Raw genomic sequence first — 18161 nt, 5'->3', positions numbered from 1 at the left:
GCTGCGGAAGAAAAACTTGGGTAAGACCCGGAAAATCGATTGCCCATGACACGCGGGGCCCGCTAGTTTACTCCTCGTACCAACGAGCAGCGCGCCCACGACCCCGCCAAGGTCGGCGCCCGACACACCTGAGGAGGTGGACCGCATGATCACGAACACCATCACGAAGACGGCCTCGACGCCGTCCTTCGGCATGCCCGTCCACACCTCCGCCGGCGCCCACGCGGCCGCCTGCGGTGCCGGTGTCGTCATTCGTGACCGTCACCTCGGCGTGTGGGTGAAGGACGTCGTCGTCGCCGACGCCGTCCGGCGTGCCCTCCCGGGGACCACTGCCTGGAGACCTCCGACCTCCTGAGTCATCTCAGAGCCGGCGCCTCCAGGCCGCGGATCCCACCACCGGGATCCGCGGCCTTTGTGTTCCCCGCGGACCCACCCCGTCCACCAGCGACCAGGTCAGCAGAAGGAGGTGACAGCACATGACCGTCAGCGTTCTCGACCACCCGGCCGGCAGGCCCCCGGCCTCGGCACCGTGTCGGACCGCCGACCCGGAGCTCTGGTTCGCGGAGTCACCCGGCGAGGTGGAGACCGCCAAGAGCCTCTGCCAGACCTGCCCGGTCCGGGCGACCTGCCTCGACGGTGCCCTCGAGCGCCGCGAGCCGTGGGGCGTCTGGGGCGGGGAGCTCTTCCTCCAGGGCGTGGTCATCCCCCGCAAGAGGCCGCGTGGCCGGCCCCGGAAGAACCAGCAGGACGACGGCGTCGCCGCCTGAGCGGAACGTCACCGACACACAGGAAGCATCCACACCTTCATGAGCAGCAAGACGATCAAGAACGGGACCAGCGACATGAATCTGATGCACGAAGAACTGGCACGCGCGCAAATGGCCGCGCGCCTGGGAGAGGCGCACGAGATGCGGCGCGGACACCGGGTCGCGGTGGCGCGTCGGATGAGCCGCAAGGCGGAGCGGGCGGCCCGTCAGGCCCGCCTGGCCCTGGCCCGCGCGCTCTGAGCAGCAGCAGCACGCCCGACCGAGCCGGTCCCGAGCACCTCGGGGCCGGCTCGGCGGCGTTCCCGGGTCCCGCGGCCACGTGGCGACGAGCGCGCCGCCGCCGCCCCCGGGGGTCATCCGGGCAGGAGCAGGTCCTCCCAGGTGCAGCCGCAGCGCGGGTGCCGACGCCACTCGCGGTGCTCCTCGACGAGCTCCTCGTCGAGCCAGGTGGTGGCCGAGCACGTGCGCGGCAGCCGCCCCTCCGCCCAGGCGGCGACCTCGGCCACGACGCCCAGCAGCAGGTGGGCCAGCAGCAGGTCGGAGAGCTCCACCGGCCCGGGCCGCGTCGGCGGCGGCAGGGTCGCCTCCGGCACGACCGCCCGGGCCGGGTCGGCGGCGTCGAGGTGCGCGTCGAGGCAGCGCAGGCAGGCGGTCGACCCGGGGAGCACGAAGGGGCCCAGCCGGACCCGGGAGTCGACGGCGGCGGCCAGGAGCAGGGGATCCCCGCCCCAGGTGAGCTCGTCGACCAGCTGCCGGGAGGGTTCCCCGACGGTCAGGAGGACCGTCAGGTCGGGCGGGTGGTCCAGCGGCTCGTCGGCGGTGGCGACGTGCGTCAGCCCGTGCTCGGCCAGGAGCCGCACGAGTTCCGAGCACCACCCCGGGGGCCCCAGCAGCCGGGTGCGGGCCTCGTCCCGGGCGCGCGCCCGGTGCGCCTGCTCCGGCTCGACGACCACCAGCCCGGAGGAGACCAGGCGGGAGACCAGGGGCTGCAGGACGGGGTCGTCGGGCTCCGCGGCTCCGTGGGCCAGCTCGTCGAGCCACCGCTCGGCGGCGGGGGACCGGGGCACCAGGACCCGACGGTCGGGGTCGACCCCGACCTGGATCTGGCGGGAGCTGCGGGCCAGGACCGGGACGCCGCGGCGCAGGCGGAGGGTGCGGGGCCCGGGGGACTGGCTCATGGCACGAGAGTGGCAGGTCCGGAACGGGGCCGGCTCCCGTCGTCCACAGGGTCGGGACGCACGAACGGCGCCGCCCGAGGGCGACGCCGTTCGGCTTGCTGCTTCACCGCAGGGGGGCGTGGATCACGCCTTGCCGAGGATGCGGTTGAGGTTGGTGCCACAGTGCGGGCAGACGGCCTTCGCCATCCGGGTGCCCTTGTCGTTGACCTTGACCTCGCCCTCCGCCTCGCGCTTCTCCTTGCACTTCACGCAGTAGAACTCGCCGCTCCAGGTCTCCGCCATGACGGCCTCCTTGCCTATGAGATTCTTGGGTCGTCGCGACGGGGATTCAGGGGAAGCCCGCCGGAGTCCGGGGACGGAAGGGCCCCCGGACCGTGGAAACCCTACGCCACGCGCACGCTCAGGCGTGAGCGGCACACCGAGGGGCGCGAGAAGGCGTGCGGCTGCGTAACCTGCCCCCATGTCCCAGCGCGACGACGCCCACGCCCCCGCCAGCCCCCACCAGCGTCCGCACCTGCGGGTCGACCGGCCCTCCGACGGGGTCGTCCTGCTCACCCTCGACAACCCCGCGCAGCGCAACGCCATGTCCGACGAGATGACGGCGTCGTGGGTGGAGGTGATCGACGAGCTGGCCGCCGACCGGTCCGTGCGTGCCGTGGTGGTCACGGGCGAGGGCAGCGCCTTCAGCTCCGGTGGCAACCTCGACTGGCTCGCCTCCGAGCCCGACGCCGGGGTCGACCGCCTCCGCGAGCGGATGCTGCCGTTCTACCGCGCCTGGCTGGGCGTGCGTCGGCTGGAGGTGCCCACGATCGCGGCGCTCAACGGGCCCGCCATCGGCGCCGGGCTGTGCCTGGCGCTGGCCTGCGACGTCCGGTACGCGGCGGCGGGGGCGCGGATGGGTGTCCCGTTCACCCGCCTCGGGCTGCACCCCGGGATGGCCGGCACGTTCCTGCTGCCCGAGGTGGTGGGGCTCGCCGCGGCGCGTGACCTCTTCCTCACCGGGCGCCTCGTCCAGGACGAGGAGGCGCTCAGGCTCGGCCTCGTCAGCCGCGTGCTGGAGCCCGACGCCTTCCTCGACGAGGTCCTGGCGACCGCGGCGCAGGTCGCGGCCGCGGCTCCGGTCGCGACCCGGTTGACCAAGCTCGCGCTCCTCGACGGCGGCCACGCCGACCGCGAGAGCGCCCTGCAGTGGGAGGCGCTGGCCCAACCGGTCACCATGGCGACCGTGGACCTCCAGGAGGGGATCCTGGCGGCGAAGGAGAAGCGCAGCCCGCGGTTCGAGGGGCGCTGACCGGGGCCGGACAGAGGAGGCCCCCGGCCCTCCCGCGGAACACTTGCCTTCCCCTTGCGAGCGTCCGAGGTGGGGCCGGGGGCCTCATCTGCGTCACACGCTAGGAGGCGCGGGGGCACGGGTCAACCGGTACGGCCACACTGCCCCCTCCCCGTGGGGACGAGCCTGTGGAGGAACCTGTGGAAATCGGTGGATGACGGTGGAGAACCGGCTGCCCGGCTGGGACGATCCTGTGCAGGACACGCCCGGTTCGTGCGGTGCCCGAGGCCGCTGACCAGCCACGACGACGACGCGTGGCCTGTGGAGGGAGAACGGTGGACGAGCAGGTGGACGAGTACGACGCGGGACCCGTCGCGGCGCTGCGGCGCATCGCGTTCCTGCTGGAGCGGGCGCGCGAGGACACCTACAAGGTCAAGGCCTACCGGGCGGCGGCCGCGACCCTGCTCCCCCTCGGGGAGGACGAGGTCGGCCGGCACGTCCGCGACGGCACGCTGACCACGCTGCCGGGCATCGGGGCCAGCACGGCCCGGGTGGTCGAGCAGGCGTGGCGGGGCGAGCGGCCGGCCAGGCTGGCGGCGCTCGAACGGGACGCGGGGCCGCTGGTACCCGGGGGGCGCGCCCTGCGGTCCGCGCTCCGCGGCGACCTGCACTCCCACTCCGACTGGTCGGACGGCGGCTCCCCGATCGAGGAGATGGCGTTCACCGCCATCGAGGTCGGCCACGAGTACCTCGTCCTCACCGACCACTCGCCGCGGCTCAAGGTCGCCCACGGGCTCTCCGCGGAGCGCCTGGCCCGCCAGCTCGACGTGGTCGACGCCGTCAACGCCCACCTGGCGGACACGGGCTTCACCCTGCTCAAGGGGATCGAGGTGGACATCCTGGACGACGGGTCCCTCGACCAGTCCGACGAGCTGCTGGGGCGGCTCGACGTGCGCGTGGCCAGCGTCCACTCCAAGCTGCGGATGGACGCCGACGCCATGACGCGCCGGATGCTCGCCGCGGTGGCGAACCCGTGGACCGACGTGCTGGGCCACTGCACCGGCCGGCTGGTGACCGGCGGCCGCGGGACCAGGCCGCAGTCGCAGTTCGACGCCCGCGCGGTCTTCGAGGCCTGCGCGGAGCACGGGGTGGCCGTCGAGATCAACAGCCGACCCGAGCGTCGCGACCCGCCGACGGCCCTGCTCGAGCTGGCCCGCGACCTCGGCTGCCTCTTCTCGATCGACAGCGACGCCCACGCCCCTGGCCAGCTGGACTTCCTCGACCACGGGTGCGCGCGGGCCGAGCAGGCGGGCATCGACCCCGACCGGATCGTCAACACGTGGCCGCGGGAGCGGCTCCTGGCCTGGGCCAAGCAGTAGCGTGCGGCCATGACGAGCGGGGGCGAGGTCGAGGTACGGCGCAGCAAGCGGCGCCGCCGTACCGTCTCGGCCTACCGCGACGGCGACAAGGTCGTCGTGCTGATCCCGGCCTCGATGTCGAAGCGGGACGAGGCGCGCTGGGTCACCGACATGGTCGCGCGGATCGAGCGCTCCGAGGCCCGCAAGCGCCCCTCCGACGAGCAGCTGATGGTCCGCGCCACCCAGCTCAACGACGAGTACTTCGGCGGGCTGGCGCAGCCCGGGTCGGTGCGCTGGGTGGCCAACCAGCGCACCCGCTGGGGTTCCTGCAGCCCCGGGGACAGGTCGATCCGTCTCTCCTCCCGGCTCCAGGGGATGCCGACCTGGGTGATCGACTACGTGCTGGTCCACGAGCTCGCCCACCTGCTCGAGCCCGGCCACGACGACAGCTTCTGGGCCTGGGTGAACCGCTACCCCCGCACGGAGCGGGCCCGGGGCTACCTGCTCGGCTGGTCGGCGGCCGCCGAGGTGGACCCGCCCGACAGCGAGGGGCTCGTCGACTGAGCCGCCCACCGCTCGCGCGAGCGGCGGACCAGGTCGCGCATCTCGTCCTCGACCCCGTCGGGGAGCGCGTCGACCGGCCACCACCGGACGTCGAGGGACTCCTCGCTGGTCGCGTGGGCGGCGCCCTCGGGGGCGAGCGCCGTGAAGCGCACGTCGAGGTGCCGCACCTCGCCCCGGGGGTCGCAGAAGGGGACCGCGTGCTCGTCGAGGTGGACCGGTCGGGGGTCGAGGGCCAGCTCGGGCAGCCCGGACTCCTCGAGGCCCTCGCGGAGCGCGGCCCCGCGCAGCGTGCGGTCGCCGGCCTCGCAGTGCCCGCCGAAGTGGAACCAGCGGCGGGCCTTGCGGTGCAGCGTGAGCAGCACGCGGTCGAGGTCGGGGGATAGCACCAGCACCCCGGCCGTCACGTGGGCGGGGAAGCAGTCGCGGGAGAGCCCGTCGGGGTGGGCCGCGAGGTGGTCGAGGAAGCGGCGGCGCAGCTCGTCCTGGCCGGGTTGCCCGGGCGTCCAGGACCCCAGGGTGGCGACCGCGTCGGCGTGCAGGCTCACTCCTTCGGGCGGTCGGGGCCGCCGTCGCCCTCGAGCAGGTCGCGGAGGCCGGCGTCGAACTCCTCCTCGGAGATCCGGCCCACGTCCTCGGCGCCCTCGCGGAAGCCGAGCGGGTCGTCGAGGTCGGCCGCCGTGGGCAGGAGGTCGGGGTGCATCCACACCCCGTCGCGGGCCTCGGGGCCCTGCCGGGTGCGCAGCGAGCCCCACAGGGTCGAGGCGTCGCGGAGCCGCCGCGGTCGCAGCTCGAGGCCGACGAGCGAGGCGAACGTCTGCTCGGCGGGACCGCCGGTGGCACGCCGGCGGCGGACGGCCTCCTGCAGCTGGGCGGCGGCCGGCATCCGCTCGGCGGTGGCCTGGCCGACCACCTCGTCGACCCAGCCCTCCACGAGGGCGAGGGTGATCTCGAGCCGCTCGAGAGCGGCCTGCTGCCGGGGGGAGCTGGAGAGGTCGAAGAGCCCACCGTCGAAGGCGTGCTGCAGCGAGGCGGGGTCGTTGAGGTCGATGCCGCGCATCTGCTCCTCGATCCCGGAGGTGTCGATCTCGATCCCCCGGGCGAAGTCGGTGATCGCGCCGACCAGGTGCTCGGCGAGCCACGGGACGTGCTGGAAGAGGCGGTGGTGGGCCGCCTCGCGCAGCGCCAGGTAGAGCAGCACGTCGTCCTGCCCCAGCCCCAGCCCGTCGGCGAAGGCCGCCACGTTGGCCGGCAGCAGGGCGGCCCGGCCGGGCGCCGCCAGCGGGATGCCCACGTCGGTGGCGCCCCACACCTCGCTGCTGAGGGCGCCCACGCCCTGGCCGACCTGGGTCGCGACCATGGCACCGGTGGCCTTGCCGAGCATCCCGAGCAGCGGCCCGGCCACGGCGCGGGCCTGCTCGGGGAGCGCCTGGCCGAGCGCCTCGACGGCCGAGCCGGCGATCGGCTCGACGAGCTTCTTCCACACCGGCGTGGTCTCCACGATCCACTCCGCCCGGCTCCAGGCGGTCGCGGTGGTGACCCCCGAGGGGAAGTCGGTGGCACCGTCGAGCCAGTGGTCGGCCAGCCGCACGGCGTCGGCGACCGCGTCCTTCTGGGCCGGCGTGGGCGCCGGGTCGGGCGACTGCGCGGCCGTCTTCCGTGCAGTGTCGATGGCGTAGTCCCAGTTGATGGGGCCGTCGTGGGGCTGCAGCAGCCCCTGGAGCTGGCTCATCAGCGCGGCCAGGTCGGGCATCCCGCCCTGACCGCCGGTCGCGCCGAGGCCCCCGAGGCCCCCGAGCCCGCCCAGCCCGCCGAGCGCACCGAGGTTGCCGAGGTTGCCGAGGTTGCCGCCCAGGGCGCCGAAGAGCTGCTCGAACGGGGTGCCCTTGAAGGGGTTCTCGTCGCCTTCGCCGGGCCGGCCGGGGGTGTCGTCCATGGCTCCGAGGCTACTCGCCGTCCCCAGTCGCCGTTCCAGTCGCCGCCACCGGCCCCGGGCGCAGCTCCGCCGGTCTCCCGCGCGCGACCGGTGCGGCCTAGAGTGGCGACGTGAGCGCTCCCGACGTCGTACGCCTGGTCGACCTGCGGGAGACCCCGCTCGACGTCGCGGAGGTGCTGGCCGCCCTCGACGAGCCGGCGGCAGGGGGCCTGACCCTCTTCGTCGGGCGGGTGCGCGACCACGACGGCGGCAAGGGGGTGCAGCGGCTGGACTACTCGGCCCACCCCAGCGCCCTGGACCGCCTGCGCGAGGTCGCCGACCGCATCGCCGCGGAGCACGACGTGCTCGGCGTGGCGGCGGTGCACCGGGTCGGCACGCTGGAGATCGGCGACCTCGCCGTGGTGGTCGCCACGGCCGCGGCCCACCGCGACGAGGCGTTCCGTGCCTCGCGGGCGCTGATCGACACCCTCAAGGCCGAGGTGCCGGTGTGGAAGCACCAGCGGTTCGACGACGGCGACGAGGAGTGGGTCGGCACCCCCTGAGCGACCGGAGCGTCGGGGCGGACCGAGCGCCCGGGCAGCCAGGCAGCAGCCCTCCGGCGTGGCTGGGTCGCGGACGGGCGGTGGCTCCCTACGCTGGGCGGGTGGAGATCCTGTGGTGGCTGGTGCCGTCCCTCGTGGTGACGTGCGTGGCCATGCTCTGGGTCGGCTGGCTGGGGCGGGAGGGGCGCGGCGAGGTCGACCGCGAGGTGGCGCTGCAGCGGCTGGCCCGCGAGCTCTCCCGGGACCGCCCCACCCCGGCGCGGCCGGAGGCACGGCAGCGGGACCGCAGCACCGGCATCGCCGTCCGACAGGCGCGCGGTGCCCAGCCTCCGGGACGTCCCACCCGGCGCGTCTCGTAGTTGCCGGGGTTTGAGAGGCTGGGCCCATGAGTCAGCGGACCTGGGCGGGAGTCCTCGCCGTGCCGTTGCTCATCGGCCTCTGGGCCGCCGTCGTCCTCACGCCCCTGCCCTACGTCACCTACGAGCCCGGCATCACCGTCGACGTCCTCGGCGAGGAGGACGGCCGGGAGATCGTGCAGGTGGAGGGCGAGCAGACCTACCGCGACGACGGCGAGCTGCGCCTGACCACCGTCTACGTGTCCCGCCCCCAGGCCGACGTCAACCTCTTCGAGGTGGTCGAGGCCTGGTTCGACGACGACGCGGCGGTCCTGCCGTACGACGCCGTCTACGCCCCCGACACCACTCCCGAGGAGTCCGAGCGGCGGGGTGCCGCCCAGATGGTCTCCTCCCAGGACACCGCGATCGCCCTGGCGCTGCGCGAGCTCGGGCACGAGGTGTCGGAGGTGGTCGAGGTCGTCGAGGTCAGCGACACGCTGCCGGCCGCCGGTCGGCTCGAGGTCCGCGACGTGCTGCTGGAGGTGGCCGACCGGGAGGTCTCCTCGCCCCAGGACGTGGTCGCCGCCGTGGACGACGCCCGGCCGGGGGAGCCGCTGGAGTTCGTGGTCGAGCGCGACGGGCAGCGGCGGACCGTGGAGGTCACGCCTGCCGAGGTCGACGGCGACCTGCGCGTCGGCATCACCCCGGCGCCGGGCTACGCCTTCCCCTTCGACGTCTCGGTGCGGGTCGACCCGGCGATCGGCGGTCCCAGCGCGGGCCTGCTCTTCGCGCTGTCGGTCTACGACACCCTGACCCCCGGCTCGCTGACCGGGGGCGAGGTCGTCGCCGGCACCGGCACCCTCGACCCCGAGGGCGCGGTCGGGCCGATCGGCGGGATCGCCCAGAAGATCGCCGCCGCCCGCGAGACCGGTGCCGCGCTCTTCCTCGTGCCGCCCGACAACTGCGAGGAGGCCGCGGGCGCGGCCGCCGGCGACATGCGCCTCGTCCGCGCCGAGTCCCTGCGCTCCACCCTCGACGCCATCTCCGCCTGGGTCGAGGACCCGGACGCCGACCTGCCGACCTGTGAGAGGAGCGCCGAGTGAGCGACCCGACGAGCGTGACCGAGGACCCGTCGGTCCCCGACCCCGCCCTGGCCGCCGCCGTGCTGGAGATCGAGACCCACGTGGCGGAGCAGGGGTGGGACCAGCCCGCCCGGCTCTACGCGCTGGTCGAGACAGCCCGGATCGTGGAGAACGAGCCCGAGCTGGCCCGCGTCATGGGGCTGGACGAGTCGTCGGCCCAGGGGTCGCTGACCCCGGTGGAGCAGGAGCCGGGGCGCGCCGACCGGCCGCTCGAGGCGCTGCTGGAGGAGATCGCGTGGCCCCCGACCGTGGACGGCGCCGCGGTGGTGCTGGAGCGCCTCGTCCTGCCGCCGGGGCTGGATGCCGAGATTCCCGAGGACCCCGTCGAGGCCGGCGAGTTCGCGCGCAACCACCCGCTGCGCCAGGAGGTGCGCCTGGTCGCCGGCGTGACCCGCAGCGGGGGCAGCTACTGCGCCATGCGCCTGCGCGCCCACGACGACCCGCAGGCGGTCGTGCCCGGCACCGATCTGGTGCCCGGGCTGATCGCCCTGCTCAGCAGCACGTTCGAGGATGAGGAGTCCCAGTGAGTGGAATGTTCGGCCAGCCGGCCCGACCTCCGGCGCAGCCGTCGGCGGCGCCGAAGCGTTCGCGGGCGTTGGTGATCACGGCCGCGATCCTGCTGGTGCTCTTCCTCGCGCTGACGGCGTTCTCGGCGTTCTGGACCGAGAAGCTGTGGTTCGGCTCGTTCGGCTACGGCGAGGTCTTCACCACCTTGCTGTGGACGCGGGTCGGCCTCTTCGCCGTCTTCGGCCTGGTCATGGGGGGCGTCGTCGCCCTCAACATGTACCTCGCGCACCGGTTCCGGCCGGTCTTCCGCCCGAGCTCGCTGGAGCAGGACAGCCTCGACCGCTACCGGCAGGCCGTCGACCCGGTCAAGGGCTGGCTGCTGCTGGGCGTCTCGGTCGTCATCGGCCTCTTCGCCGGCGCCTCGGCGGCGGGGCAGTGGCGGCAGTACGCGCTGTGGCGCAACGGGACCGAGTTCGGCGAGACCGACCCCTTCTTCAGCCGTGACGTCGGCTTCTACGTCTTCGACCTGCCCTGGTGGCACTTCCTCACCGACTACGTGATGGCGCTGGCCATCCTCGGCCTGCTGTCGGCCGCCGTCGTGCACTACCTGTACGGCGGCATCAAGCTGCAGGTCAGCCGCGACCGGCTCAGCCCCGCGGCGCAGGGCCAGTTCTCCGCGCTGCTCGGCCTCTTCGTGCTGGCCAAGGGGGTCGACTACTGGCTCGACCGCTTCGACCTGCTCAACGAGGACGGCAGCCTCTTCACCGGCATGGGCTTCACCGACGAGAACGCGGTGCTGCCCGCCAAGAACATCCTGCTGTGGATCGCGGTCATCTGCGCGCTCCTCTTCTTCCTCAACATCTGGCGGCGCACCTGGGTGCTGCCGTCGGTGGGCGTCGCGCTGCTGGCGCTCTCGGCGATCCTCCTCGGCCTGGTCTGGCCCGGCGCGGTGCAGCGGTTCCAGGTCTCGCCGAGCGAGGCCGACCGCGAGGCGCCGTACATCGAGAAGAACATCGACGCCACCCGCAAGGCCTACGACATCGACGACGTCGAGGTGAACCGCTACACCTCCAACCCCGACCTCGAGGCCGAGCTGGCCACCCTCGACGAGGAGACCTCGTCGGTGCCGCTGGTCGACCCGCAGCTGGTGCGCCCCACCTTCGAGCAGCAGCAGCAGGTGCGCGCCTACTACTCGGTGGCCGAGGTCCTCGACGTCGACCGCTACCTGCTCGGCGGCGAGGAGCGGGCCGTCGTGCTGGGCGTCCGCGAGCTCGACCAGGAGGGCCTGGCCGACTCCGCCCGCAACTGGAACAACCTGCACACCGTCTACACCCACGGCACCGGCATGATCGCCGCCTACGCCAACCAGCGGCCCGGCGACAACCGCAACCAGGCCGGCGGGATCCAGTGGGCCGAGGGCCAGGAGGACAACCAGAGCGCCCTGACCGAGCTGGAGGAGGGCGGCTACGAGCAGCGGGTCTACTTCGGCGAGACGAGCCCGTCGTACTCCATCGTCGGCAACGCCGACGGTCGCGACGTCGAGCTGGACCTGCCGCGCGGCGAGGAGGACACCAGCCAGACGACCACCTACGACGGCAAGGGCGGCGTCGAGGTCGGCGGCCTGTTCCGGAAGGTGCTGTACGCCGTGAAGTACGGCGAGCCCAACATCCTGCTCTCCTCGCGGGTCAACGAGAACAGCAAGATCCTCTACGACCGCAACCCCCGCACCATGGTGGAGAAGGTGGCCCCGTGGCTCACGGTCGACGCCGACCCCTACCCGGTGGTGATCGACGGCCGGGTCCAGTGGATCCTCGACGGCTACACCGTCACCGACCAGTACCCGCTCTCGCAGCGTGAGTCCTTCGAGGACATGACCGACGACTCGCTCCAGCAGGCGCCGGGCTTCCAGACGCTGCCGACCGACGAGATCAATTACGCGCGGAACGCGGTGAAGGCGACCGTGGACGCCTACGACGGCACGATCCGGCTCTACGAGTGGGACACCGAGGACCCGATCCTCCAGGCGTGGCGCGGGGTCTTCCCCGACGTCGTGCGGGACCGCGAGGAGATCCCGGAGGCGCTCGAGGCGCACCTGCGCTACCCCGAGGACCTCTTCAAGGCGCAGCGGTTCCAGCTGGCCCGCTACCACGTGACGGACCCGAAGGACTGGTACGCCGAGAACAACCGCTGGGAGGTCCCGGAGGACCCCAACGCCGCCGGCAACCTGCAGCCGCCGTACCGCTTCTTCCTCAACCCGCAGCGCGCCGCCGGCGAGGACACCGGCGACGACTCGGAGGCCACGGACACCGACGACCAGGTCTGGTCGCTCTCCTCGGTCTACGTGCCGCGTGGCAAGAGCAACCTGGCCGCGTTCGTGTCGGTCAACTCCGACGCCCGGAGCCCGGAGTACGGCAAGATCCAGGCGCTCGAGCTCGCCGACGAGCGGACCAACGGCCCGACCCAGGTGGCCAACGAGATCGCCTCCGACGAGGACGTCCGCGACGAGCTCTTCTCCTTCGACCAGGGCGGGATCAACCCGCGGTACGGCAACCTGCTCACGATGCCGGTCGGCAACGGGCTGATGTACGTCCAGCCGCTGTACGCCGCGCGCGACACCTCGGAGTCGGCCTACCCGATCCTCAGCTTCGTGCTCGTCTCCTACGGCGGTCGCGTCGGCATCGACACGACCCTCCGCGGGGCGATCGCCGACGTGCTGGGTGTGGAGGACGAGGAGTCGGCCACGCCGCCGCCCGACACGGGGGAGACCCCCGAGGGCGAGGAGACCCCGCCGGAGGGCGGGTCGGTCAGCCAGCAGGTGCGCCGCCTGCTCGACCGCGCCGCCACCGCCTTCGAGGAGGCCAACGCGGCCCAGCGCGAGGGCGACACGGTGGGTTGGGCCGAGGCGCTCGACGAGGCCCAGGCGCTCGTAGAGGAGGCCGCCGAGCTCTACGAGTCGGGGAACTGACCCCCCCGATTTGGCTCCGCCCCGCGGATCACGTAATGTTCTGTTCACCGACGCGGGGTGGAGCAGCTCGGTAGCTCGCTGGGCTCATAACCCAGAGGTCGCAGGTTCAAATCCTGCCCCCGCTACAAGGACGAGAGGCCCTCACAGTCTGACTGTGAGGGCCTCTCGCACGTCCGGGGGTTGTCGGGCTGCCGCGGCACCGCGGCAGCCGCTCCACGCCGGGATCGCCGACGTGGGCCCGGTCACCGGAAGGCGCAGCCCGCGCTCACGTCGAAGCGCCGCAGGACGGTGGCGGCGGGGCAGAAGCCGGTGACGGCGGACTGCAGCAGGTTGGCACCGACGAAGCCGGTGAGCAGCAGCCACCACGGCGAGACGAGGGCGGCGAGCAGGGCGCTCAGCAGCGTCATGGTGCCCGCGAGGGCGAGGACGGCGCGGTCGAGGTTCATCCGGGGTCGGGTCCGTTCAGGTGGAGGGGAGGGTGGGAGGCGCCGGGGGAAGCGCCCCCCACCCGGTCAGGGGGTCAGCGGCCGAAGATCCGCGACATGAAGCCGCCGTTCCCGGAGCCGGCCCGGGCGGCCTTGGCCGCGGCCTGCTCAGTGGGCGTGTGCTGGCCGTCGCACCACTGGTCGCGCGGCACCGAGGCCTTGACGTTGCCGACGTGCTGGCCGCAGCCGGCCCAGGTGGTCTTGCCGCAGGTCTTGCAGGTGGTCGGTCGGCACATGCGGGTGGCTCCTTCGTGGGGGACTGCACTACTGCTACTCCCCAACTAGAACACCCCCGGGGGTATTCATCAAGTCGAGGATGCCGAGGGCATCGGGGTCCGAGGTTGACGACCCGCCCCACGGATGTGCAGGTTGTCTCCTGCCCGCGCGCACCCGCTCGCGGCACCGGGACGTCCAGGGGGTCGGGGCATGGGGTGGCTGAGGCGCAGGCCGTCCGGGGAGGACTCCGAGGCCACGGAGGAGGCGGGCGGCCAGGAGCGGCTCGACGCGATCGAGTTCATCCCGCGGGCCGGCGCGTGCGTGGCGTCCGGCAACGTCCTCTCCGGGGCCGGACGGGTGCGGTGGATGGTCCGTGAGGAGTCGAGCGCTCCCGCGGACAACGGGTGGCGCATCTTCAGCCACCTGGACACCGAGGAGTACCTCGACGACCCCGAAAACCTCCACGTCGCCGACTTCAACGCGGTCTGCATGCTCGAGCCCGCGCTCATCGGCATCTGGGACCTGCCGGTCGGCTCCGACCTGCAGCTGGTGGTCGACGAGGCCGGCATCCACGTCGTCGACACCCCCACCGGGCGAGAGGTCCCGCGCGAGGAGCTCCACGACCCGACCACGGGCCGGCGACCGCGGTGAGCCGTGGCTGACGAGCGGGCCGGCGCGGCGGCGACCGACGCCGCGGCCCGCGGGGCCCGCCGCCGCGAGCGAACCCGCGCCCTCGTCCTCGACGCGGCCGAGCGGCTCCTGGCCGACCGCTCCGGCGACGACGTGCGGGTGGAGGACGTCGCGGCGCGCGCGGGCATCTCGCCGGCGTCGGTCTACGTGCACTTCGGCACCAAGGACGGGCTGATGGCGGCCGTCGCCGAACGCGTCCTGGGGGTCGCCACCGACGCCCTGCGGTCGGCGTACGCCGCCGAGACGACGCCGCTGGAGCGGTTCGCCGGCGTCGGGGCGGCCTACCTGCGGCTGCTGCTCGACCACCCCGCGGTGCTGCGGTACCTCGCGGTGACGGGGGAGCGGGGCGCGCGGTCGCCGGTGGAGGAGGCGGTGGCGACGCGCTTCGGCGAGCTGCGCGCGGAGTTCGAGCAGAGCATCCGCGAAGCCGTCGAGACCGGCGCGATCCGCTCCGTCGACCCCGAGCAGCTCTCCTGGTTCCTCTTCGGCGCCTGGAACGGCGTCGCGGCGCTGGCCCTGCGCCGGGACGGGCTGGCGCTGGCGCCCGAGCGGGTGGAGGCGACCGTGGTGGAGGCCGGGCTCGTCCTCCTCGAGGGGCTGTTGGGGTCGCAGGACGACTGAGCGCGCCGACTGGCGCCGTACGGACCCGAGGCGGTTAACTGGAGTGCGACTCCAGAACACTCACGAGAGCGGTGCCGCATGACGCAGACGAGCACGGGCCGGACGCCGGCGCAGTCGCACGAGACCGACGGCGCCGTGCCGGACCCCGAGGTGTGGGACGTCGTGGTCATCGGGGCGGGGCCCGGCGGGCTGACCTGCGCGGCCTACCTGGCTGCCAACGGCAAGCGGGTGCTCGTGCTCGAGGCCAACCAGGTCGTCGGCGGCAGCACGCAGGTCTTCCGCCGCGCGGGCAACAAGTTCGAGTTCGACGTCGGCACCCACTACGTGGGCGAGTGCGGGCCGGGCGGCCGGATGCAGACCACGCTCCGGGGCCTGTCGCTCACCGAGCGGATCAACTGGCTGCGGCAGCGCCCCGAGGGCCACTGCCAGATCATGGTCCCCGGCACGACCTTCCAGACGCCGACCGGCTGGGACACCTACCTCGAGCGCCTCGTCGCCGCCTTCCCCGACGAGGAGGAGGGGCTGCGCCGCTGCGTCACGATCATGCGGGGCATCGCCACCAACGACCGCCGCTTCAAGCGGCCCCTCGCCCTGCTGCGCTGGGGGATCCGCCCGATCACGACCCTGATGAGGGCCTGCGGGCTCAGCGCCGACGCGCAGGCCGTGATCCTGGCCGAGAACGGCGACTACACCTGGCCGCCGCACCGCACCCCCGCGGCGTTCCACGCCGGCTTCCTCGACCACTACCTGCAGGCGGGCGCCTACTACCCGCGCGGGGGCGGCCAGGTGATCGGCGCGCACCTGACCGACGTCGTGCTGACCCACGGCGGGCGCGTCCGGACCAAGACGCGGGTCGAGAAGGTGCTGGTCGAGGACGGCCGCGCGGTCGGCGTGCGGATCGCCGGGGGCGAGGAGATCAGGTCGGACGTCGTGGTCTCGGCCGCGGACTACAAGCGGACCTGGTCCGAGCTGGTCGACGACGAGCACCTGACGCGGCGGCTGCGGCGTCGCGTGCGCAACCTCGAGATGACGCTGCCGATGTTCGCCGTCTACGTGGCCCTCGACGTCGACCTGCGCGAGCGCGACACCCCGCCGCTGGCGTGGGTCTGGCCCACCAACGACGTCGACGGCTACTACCGCGAGGTGGCGGCGGGCCGGTGCCCGGACAAGATGCCGGTCGGGATCAGCTGCCCCACCGCGAAGGACCCGGAGGGCACCCACTCCGCCCCGCCCGGCTACTCCACGCTCGAGCTGGTCAGCTGGGCACCGAAGGAGTACGCCTTCTGGCACGTCGACTCCGACCCGACCGAGGGCGCGCGCTACGGCCGCGACGAGCGCTACCTGGCCCTCAAGGAGGAGCTGACCCAGCGGGTGCTCGACACCGCCGAGCTGATGATCCCCGACATCCGCGAGCGGCTCGTCTTCTGCGAGGCCTCGACGCCGATCACCCAGGAGCGGTTCACGCTCACCAGCGACGGCAACTGCTACGGCGTGGCCCCGCTGCTGCGCAACCTCGGGCCGTTCCGTCCCCGGGTGAAGACCCACATCCCCGGCCTGTTCCTGGCCGGGAACAGCACGCAGTACCTCTTCGGGATCAACGCCACGATGCACGGCGGGATGGGGACGGCGGGGGCGATCCTCGGGCGGGACCTCTTCCAGGAGGTGCGCGACGGGGCCGTCTTCGTCGACGAGTCGCGTCTCACCCCGGTCACCGAGGACTTCGACCCGCTGCTGGCCTCGAAGCCCGGCTCGGCGATCCGGCGTTCCGTGCGCCGGCGTCCACGCACGCACGCCTGAGCCACCCCGGCGCCGGCCGCTGCTAGCGTCCCGTCCGTCCTCACCCGAGGGCGGGCGGGGGCGCCCCAGGGGCACCTCGGCCCTGCGACGACGGGGGACACACATGGCACTCGACCACTTCGGCTTCATCTTCACCGGGCGCGGCATGGACCCGCAGCAGCACCGCAGCGTGCTCGAGCAGGACGACTTCCGCACGGTCGTCGTGGGGGTCTCCACCCCCGACCAGGGCGTCGACGTGGCGCGACAGATGGTGGCCGACGGCGTGCAGCTCATCGAGCTGTGCGGCGGCTTCGGTCCGGTCTGGACCGCCCGGATCCTCGAGGCCACCGACGGGGCGGTCCCGGTCGGCGCGGTCGGCTACGGCCCCGAGTCCATCGACGGGATGGCCCGGCTCTTCCCGCCGACCGACTGAAGCAGGCGCGGCCCGGAAGTGAGGGGGGTCACCTCCGGGCCGCGGAGGCGGCCCGTGCCGACCCGGTCGGCCAGGCGGGCCCCGGCGACGGCGGCCAGCGCGGACGCGGCGGTGAGCGCGAGGACGAGCCACCAGTCGGGGCTGGCGTCCGCGCCGGCCCGGACGGCCAGCGCGGAGGCGCTCCGGAATACCAAGGGGGGTATGCTCGTTGTGCTGGCAACACCCCGTCCGGGAACGTCACGTCAGGGAGGGCCCATGGCCACCACCGACCTCGGTGCAGCGAACTTCGAGAGCACCGTCCACGACCACGACATCGTCCTCGTCGACTTCTGGGCGGGCTGGTGCGGCCCGTGCCGCATGTTCGCCCCGGTCTACGAGAAGGCCTCCGAGGCGCACCCCGACATCGTCTTCGGCAAGGTCGACACCGAGGCGGAGCAAGCGCTCGCCGCAGCGGCGCAGATCTCCTCCATCCCGACCCTCATGGCGTTCAAGGGCGGTCACCTGGTCTTCTCCCAGCCCGGCGCCCTCCCCGCCGCAGCCCTGGAGCAGGTCATCGCCGCCGTGCGCGACCTCGACGTCGAGGCGGCCCTGGCCCAGCAGTCCGGGCAGTCCGGGCAGTCCGCCGAGCAGGATCGGAGCGCCTGATGGCCGGCTACACCATCGCCACGACGCTGTCGCGGCCCTACGACGCCGCGGTCGAGGCGGTGCGCGCCGCCCTGGCGGACCAGGGGTTCGGCATCCTCACCGAGATCGACCTGAGGGCCACCCTCAAGACCAAGCTCGACGTCGACGTGGCGCCCCAGGTGATCCTGGGTGCCTGCCGCCCGCCGCTGGCCTACGAGGCGCTCACCGCCGAGCCCTCCATCGCCGCGGTCCTGCCGTGCAACGTGGTGGTCCGTGCGGTGGACGAGGCGACCACCGCGGTCGAGGCCTTCGACCCCGACGCCATGATGGGCCTCGCGGACAACGCGGCCCTGCACGCCGTGGCCGCGGACGCCAAGCAGAGGATCACCGCGGCGCTCGCGGCACTCGACGCCGCCGAGACGGAGGACTGATGGAGCTCGACCCGACCGAGATGACCCCGGTCATCAACCGCATCAAGCGCGCCCGCGGGCAGCTCGACGGCGTGCTGCGGATGCTCGAGGAGGGCCGGGACTGCGAGGACGTCGTCACCCAGCTCGCCGCGGTCTCCAAGGCGCTCGACCGCGCCGGCTTCGCCGTCGTCGCCACCGGTCTGCAGCACTGCCTGACGGCCGGTGACGGGGTGGACAGCGTCGACGTGAAGAAGATGGAGAAGCTCTTCCTGTCCCTCGCCTGAGCTGCTCCGCGCCCGTAGTCGGGGCCGCTGGACGGTGCGTCGACCCGGGCCCGGATCTGGG

Annotated in this window: 24 protein-coding genes and 1 tRNA gene; 19 read left to right on the top strand and 6 right to left on the bottom strand. The window is 73.4% G+C overall.

What is annotated here, in order from left to right:
* The first annotated feature begins 145 nt into the window (after window positions 1–145).
* From DNK53_RS12460 to DNK53_RS12450, 3 genes are all read left to right on the top strand, one after another.
* Window positions 146–355 carry a hypothetical protein gene (locus DNK53_RS12460; protein WP_162599919.1) on the top strand — a complete coding sequence of 70 codons (210 nt, stop codon included), beginning with the start codon at window positions 146–148 and terminating at the stop codon, window positions 353–355.
* Between the two features lie 121 nt (window positions 356–476).
* Window positions 477–767, top strand: coding sequence for a WhiB family transcriptional regulator (locus DNK53_RS12455; protein WP_110182663.1), 291 nt, complete (start codon window positions 477–479; stop codon window positions 765–767).
* A 39-nt stretch (window positions 768–806) separates the two neighbouring features.
* Window positions 807–1007, top strand: coding sequence for a hypothetical protein (locus DNK53_RS12450; protein ID WP_110182662.1), 201 nt, complete (start codon window positions 807–809; stop codon window positions 1005–1007).
* Between the two features lie 113 nt (window positions 1008–1120).
* Here DNK53_RS12450 and DNK53_RS18395 read toward each other — a convergent pair whose 3' ends face one another.
* Both DNK53_RS18395 and DNK53_RS17830 read right to left on the bottom strand, forming a co-directional pair.
* The gene (locus tag DNK53_RS18395) at window positions 1121–1945 is read right to left on the bottom strand and encodes a hypothetical protein (RefSeq protein WP_110182661.1); all 825 of its coding nucleotides are present in this window, start codon (window positions 1943–1945) and stop codon (window positions 1121–1123) included.
* A 123-nt stretch (window positions 1946–2068) separates the two neighbouring features.
* The gene (locus tag DNK53_RS17830) at window positions 2069–2227 is read right to left on the bottom strand and encodes a DUF5679 domain-containing protein (RefSeq protein WP_204163909.1); all 159 of its coding nucleotides are present in this window, start codon (window positions 2225–2227) and stop codon (window positions 2069–2071) included.
* A 178-nt stretch (window positions 2228–2405) separates the two neighbouring features.
* Between DNK53_RS17830 and DNK53_RS12440 the strand changes: the two genes are divergently transcribed.
* From DNK53_RS12440 to DNK53_RS12430, 3 genes are all read left to right on the top strand, one after another.
* Entirely contained in the window at window positions 2406–3236 is an 831-nt protein-coding gene (locus tag DNK53_RS12440) for an enoyl-CoA hydratase/isomerase family protein (RefSeq protein ID WP_110182660.1), read from the top strand.
* A gap of 314 nt (window positions 3237–3550) precedes the next feature.
* Window positions 3551–4594 (top strand): PHP domain-containing protein, encoded by a 1044-nt coding sequence (locus DNK53_RS12435; RefSeq protein WP_239456511.1) that lies wholly within the window; start codon window positions 3551–3553, stop codon window positions 4592–4594.
* 9 nt (window positions 4595–4603) lie between these two features.
* The gene (locus DNK53_RS12430) at window positions 4604–5137 is read left to right on the top strand and encodes a M48 metallopeptidase family protein (protein WP_110182659.1); all 534 of its coding nucleotides are present in this window, start codon (window positions 4604–4606) and stop codon (window positions 5135–5137) included.
* Here DNK53_RS12430 and DNK53_RS12425 read toward each other — a convergent pair.
* Window positions 5071–5682 carry an NUDIX hydrolase gene (locus DNK53_RS12425; RefSeq protein WP_110182658.1) on the bottom strand — a complete coding sequence of 204 codons (612 nt, stop codon included), beginning with the start codon at window positions 5680–5682 and terminating at the stop codon, window positions 5071–5073. The genes DNK53_RS12430 and DNK53_RS12425 overlap by 67 nt on opposite strands.
* Window positions 5679–7070: a zinc-dependent metalloprotease gene (locus DNK53_RS12420; protein ID WP_110182657.1), complete on the bottom strand. Its 1392-nt coding sequence runs from the start codon at window positions 7068–7070 to the stop codon at window positions 5679–5681. Before DNK53_RS12420 ends, DNK53_RS12425 begins: the two co-directional genes overlap by 4 nt.
* 110 nt (window positions 7071–7180) lie before the next feature.
* Here DNK53_RS12420 and DNK53_RS12415 point away from each other — a divergent pair, with 110 nt between their 5' ends.
* The 6 genes from DNK53_RS12415 to DNK53_RS12390 all read left to right on the top strand — a co-directional run bounded on the left by DNK53_RS12415 (window position 7181) and on the right by DNK53_RS12390 (window position 12686).
* Window positions 7181–7612 carry a molybdenum cofactor biosynthesis protein MoaE gene (locus DNK53_RS12415; protein WP_110182656.1) on the top strand — a complete coding sequence of 144 codons (432 nt, stop codon included), beginning with the start codon at window positions 7181–7183 and terminating at the stop codon, window positions 7610–7612.
* A gap of 101 nt (window positions 7613–7713) precedes the next feature.
* Window positions 7714–7971 carry a hypothetical protein gene (locus DNK53_RS12410; RefSeq protein ID WP_239456510.1) on the top strand — a complete coding sequence of 86 codons (258 nt, stop codon included), beginning with the start codon at window positions 7714–7716 and terminating at the stop codon, window positions 7969–7971.
* A 26-nt stretch (window positions 7972–7997) separates the two neighbouring features.
* The gene (locus DNK53_RS12405; protein WP_110182655.1) at window positions 7998–9050 is read left to right on the top strand and encodes a YlbL family protein; all 1053 of its coding nucleotides are present in this window, start codon (window positions 7998–8000) and stop codon (window positions 9048–9050) included.
* Entirely contained in the window at window positions 9047–9616 is a 570-nt protein-coding gene (locus DNK53_RS12400; protein ID WP_204163908.1) for a PPA1309 family protein, read from the top strand. Before DNK53_RS12405 ends, DNK53_RS12400 begins: the two co-directional genes overlap by 4 nt.
* A 5-nt stretch (window positions 9617–9621) precedes the next feature.
* A complete protein-coding gene (locus DNK53_RS12395; RefSeq protein ID WP_110182654.1) occupies window positions 9622–12561 on the top strand; it encodes a UPF0182 family membrane protein in 2940 nt (979 codons plus the stop codon).
* A gap of 51 nt (window positions 12562–12612) precedes the next feature.
* Window positions 12613–12686 (top strand) — tRNA-Met (locus DNK53_RS12390).
* Between the two features lie 117 nt (window positions 12687–12803).
* Here the strand turns inward: DNK53_RS12390 and DNK53_RS12385 are convergent.
* Both DNK53_RS12385 and DNK53_RS12380 read right to left on the bottom strand, forming a co-directional pair.
* Window positions 12804–13007, bottom strand: a complete 204-nt coding sequence (locus tag DNK53_RS12385; protein ID WP_110182653.1) for a YgaP family membrane protein — start codon at window positions 13005–13007, stop codon at window positions 12804–12806.
* Between the two features lie 74 nt (window positions 13008–13081).
* Window positions 13082–13282: a hypothetical protein gene (locus DNK53_RS12380; protein WP_110182652.1), complete on the bottom strand. Its 201-nt coding sequence runs from the start codon at window positions 13280–13282 to the stop codon at window positions 13082–13084.
* 190 nt (window positions 13283–13472) lie between these two features.
* Here DNK53_RS12380 and DNK53_RS12375 point away from each other — a divergent pair, with 190 nt between their 5' ends.
* The 7 genes from DNK53_RS12375 to DNK53_RS12340 all read left to right on the top strand — a co-directional run bounded on the left by DNK53_RS12375 (window position 13473) and on the right by DNK53_RS12340 (window position 18100).
* Window positions 13473–13913: a DUF2185 domain-containing protein gene (locus tag DNK53_RS12375; RefSeq protein WP_110182651.1), complete on the top strand. Its 441-nt coding sequence runs from the start codon at window positions 13473–13475 to the stop codon at window positions 13911–13913.
* 3 nt (window positions 13914–13916) lie between these two features.
* On the top strand, window positions 13917–14573 hold the full coding sequence (locus tag DNK53_RS12370) for a TetR/AcrR family transcriptional regulator (RefSeq protein ID WP_110182650.1): 657 nt from the start codon (window positions 13917–13919) through the stop codon (window positions 14571–14573).
* A 78-nt stretch (window positions 14574–14651) separates the two neighbouring features.
* Entirely contained in the window at window positions 14652–16370 is a 1719-nt protein-coding gene (locus DNK53_RS12365; RefSeq protein ID WP_110182649.1) for a phytoene desaturase family protein, read from the top strand.
* 103 nt (window positions 16371–16473) lie between these two features.
* Complete coding sequence (locus tag DNK53_RS12360) at window positions 16474–16782, top strand: DUF6506 family protein (RefSeq protein ID WP_110182648.1); 309 nt, start codon at window positions 16474–16476, stop codon at window positions 16780–16782.
* 255 nt (window positions 16783–17037) lie between these two features.
* Complete coding sequence (gene trxA / locus DNK53_RS12350) at window positions 17038–17427, top strand: thioredoxin (protein WP_110182646.1); 390 nt, start codon at window positions 17038–17040, stop codon at window positions 17425–17427.
* The gene (locus tag DNK53_RS12345) at window positions 17427–17837 is read left to right on the top strand and encodes a DUF302 domain-containing protein (RefSeq protein WP_110182645.1); all 411 of its coding nucleotides are present in this window, start codon (window positions 17427–17429) and stop codon (window positions 17835–17837) included. The genes trxA and DNK53_RS12345 overlap by 1 nt, the downstream gene beginning before the upstream one ends.
* Complete coding sequence (locus DNK53_RS12340; protein WP_110182644.1) at window positions 17837–18100, top strand: metal-sensitive transcriptional regulator; 264 nt, start codon at window positions 17837–17839, stop codon at window positions 18098–18100. The genes DNK53_RS12345 and DNK53_RS12340 overlap by 1 nt, the downstream gene beginning before the upstream one ends.
* The last annotated feature ends 61 nt before the right edge of the window (window positions 18101–18161 follow it).

Source organism: Nocardioides solisilvae (assembly GCF_003194625.1).
Lineage (GTDB): Bacteria > Actinomycetota > Actinomycetes > Propionibacteriales > Nocardioidaceae > Nocardioides > Nocardioides solisilvae.
The sequence above is the reverse complement of the archived record's forward strand: the minus strand, read 5'-3'. Positions and strand labels throughout refer to the sequence as shown.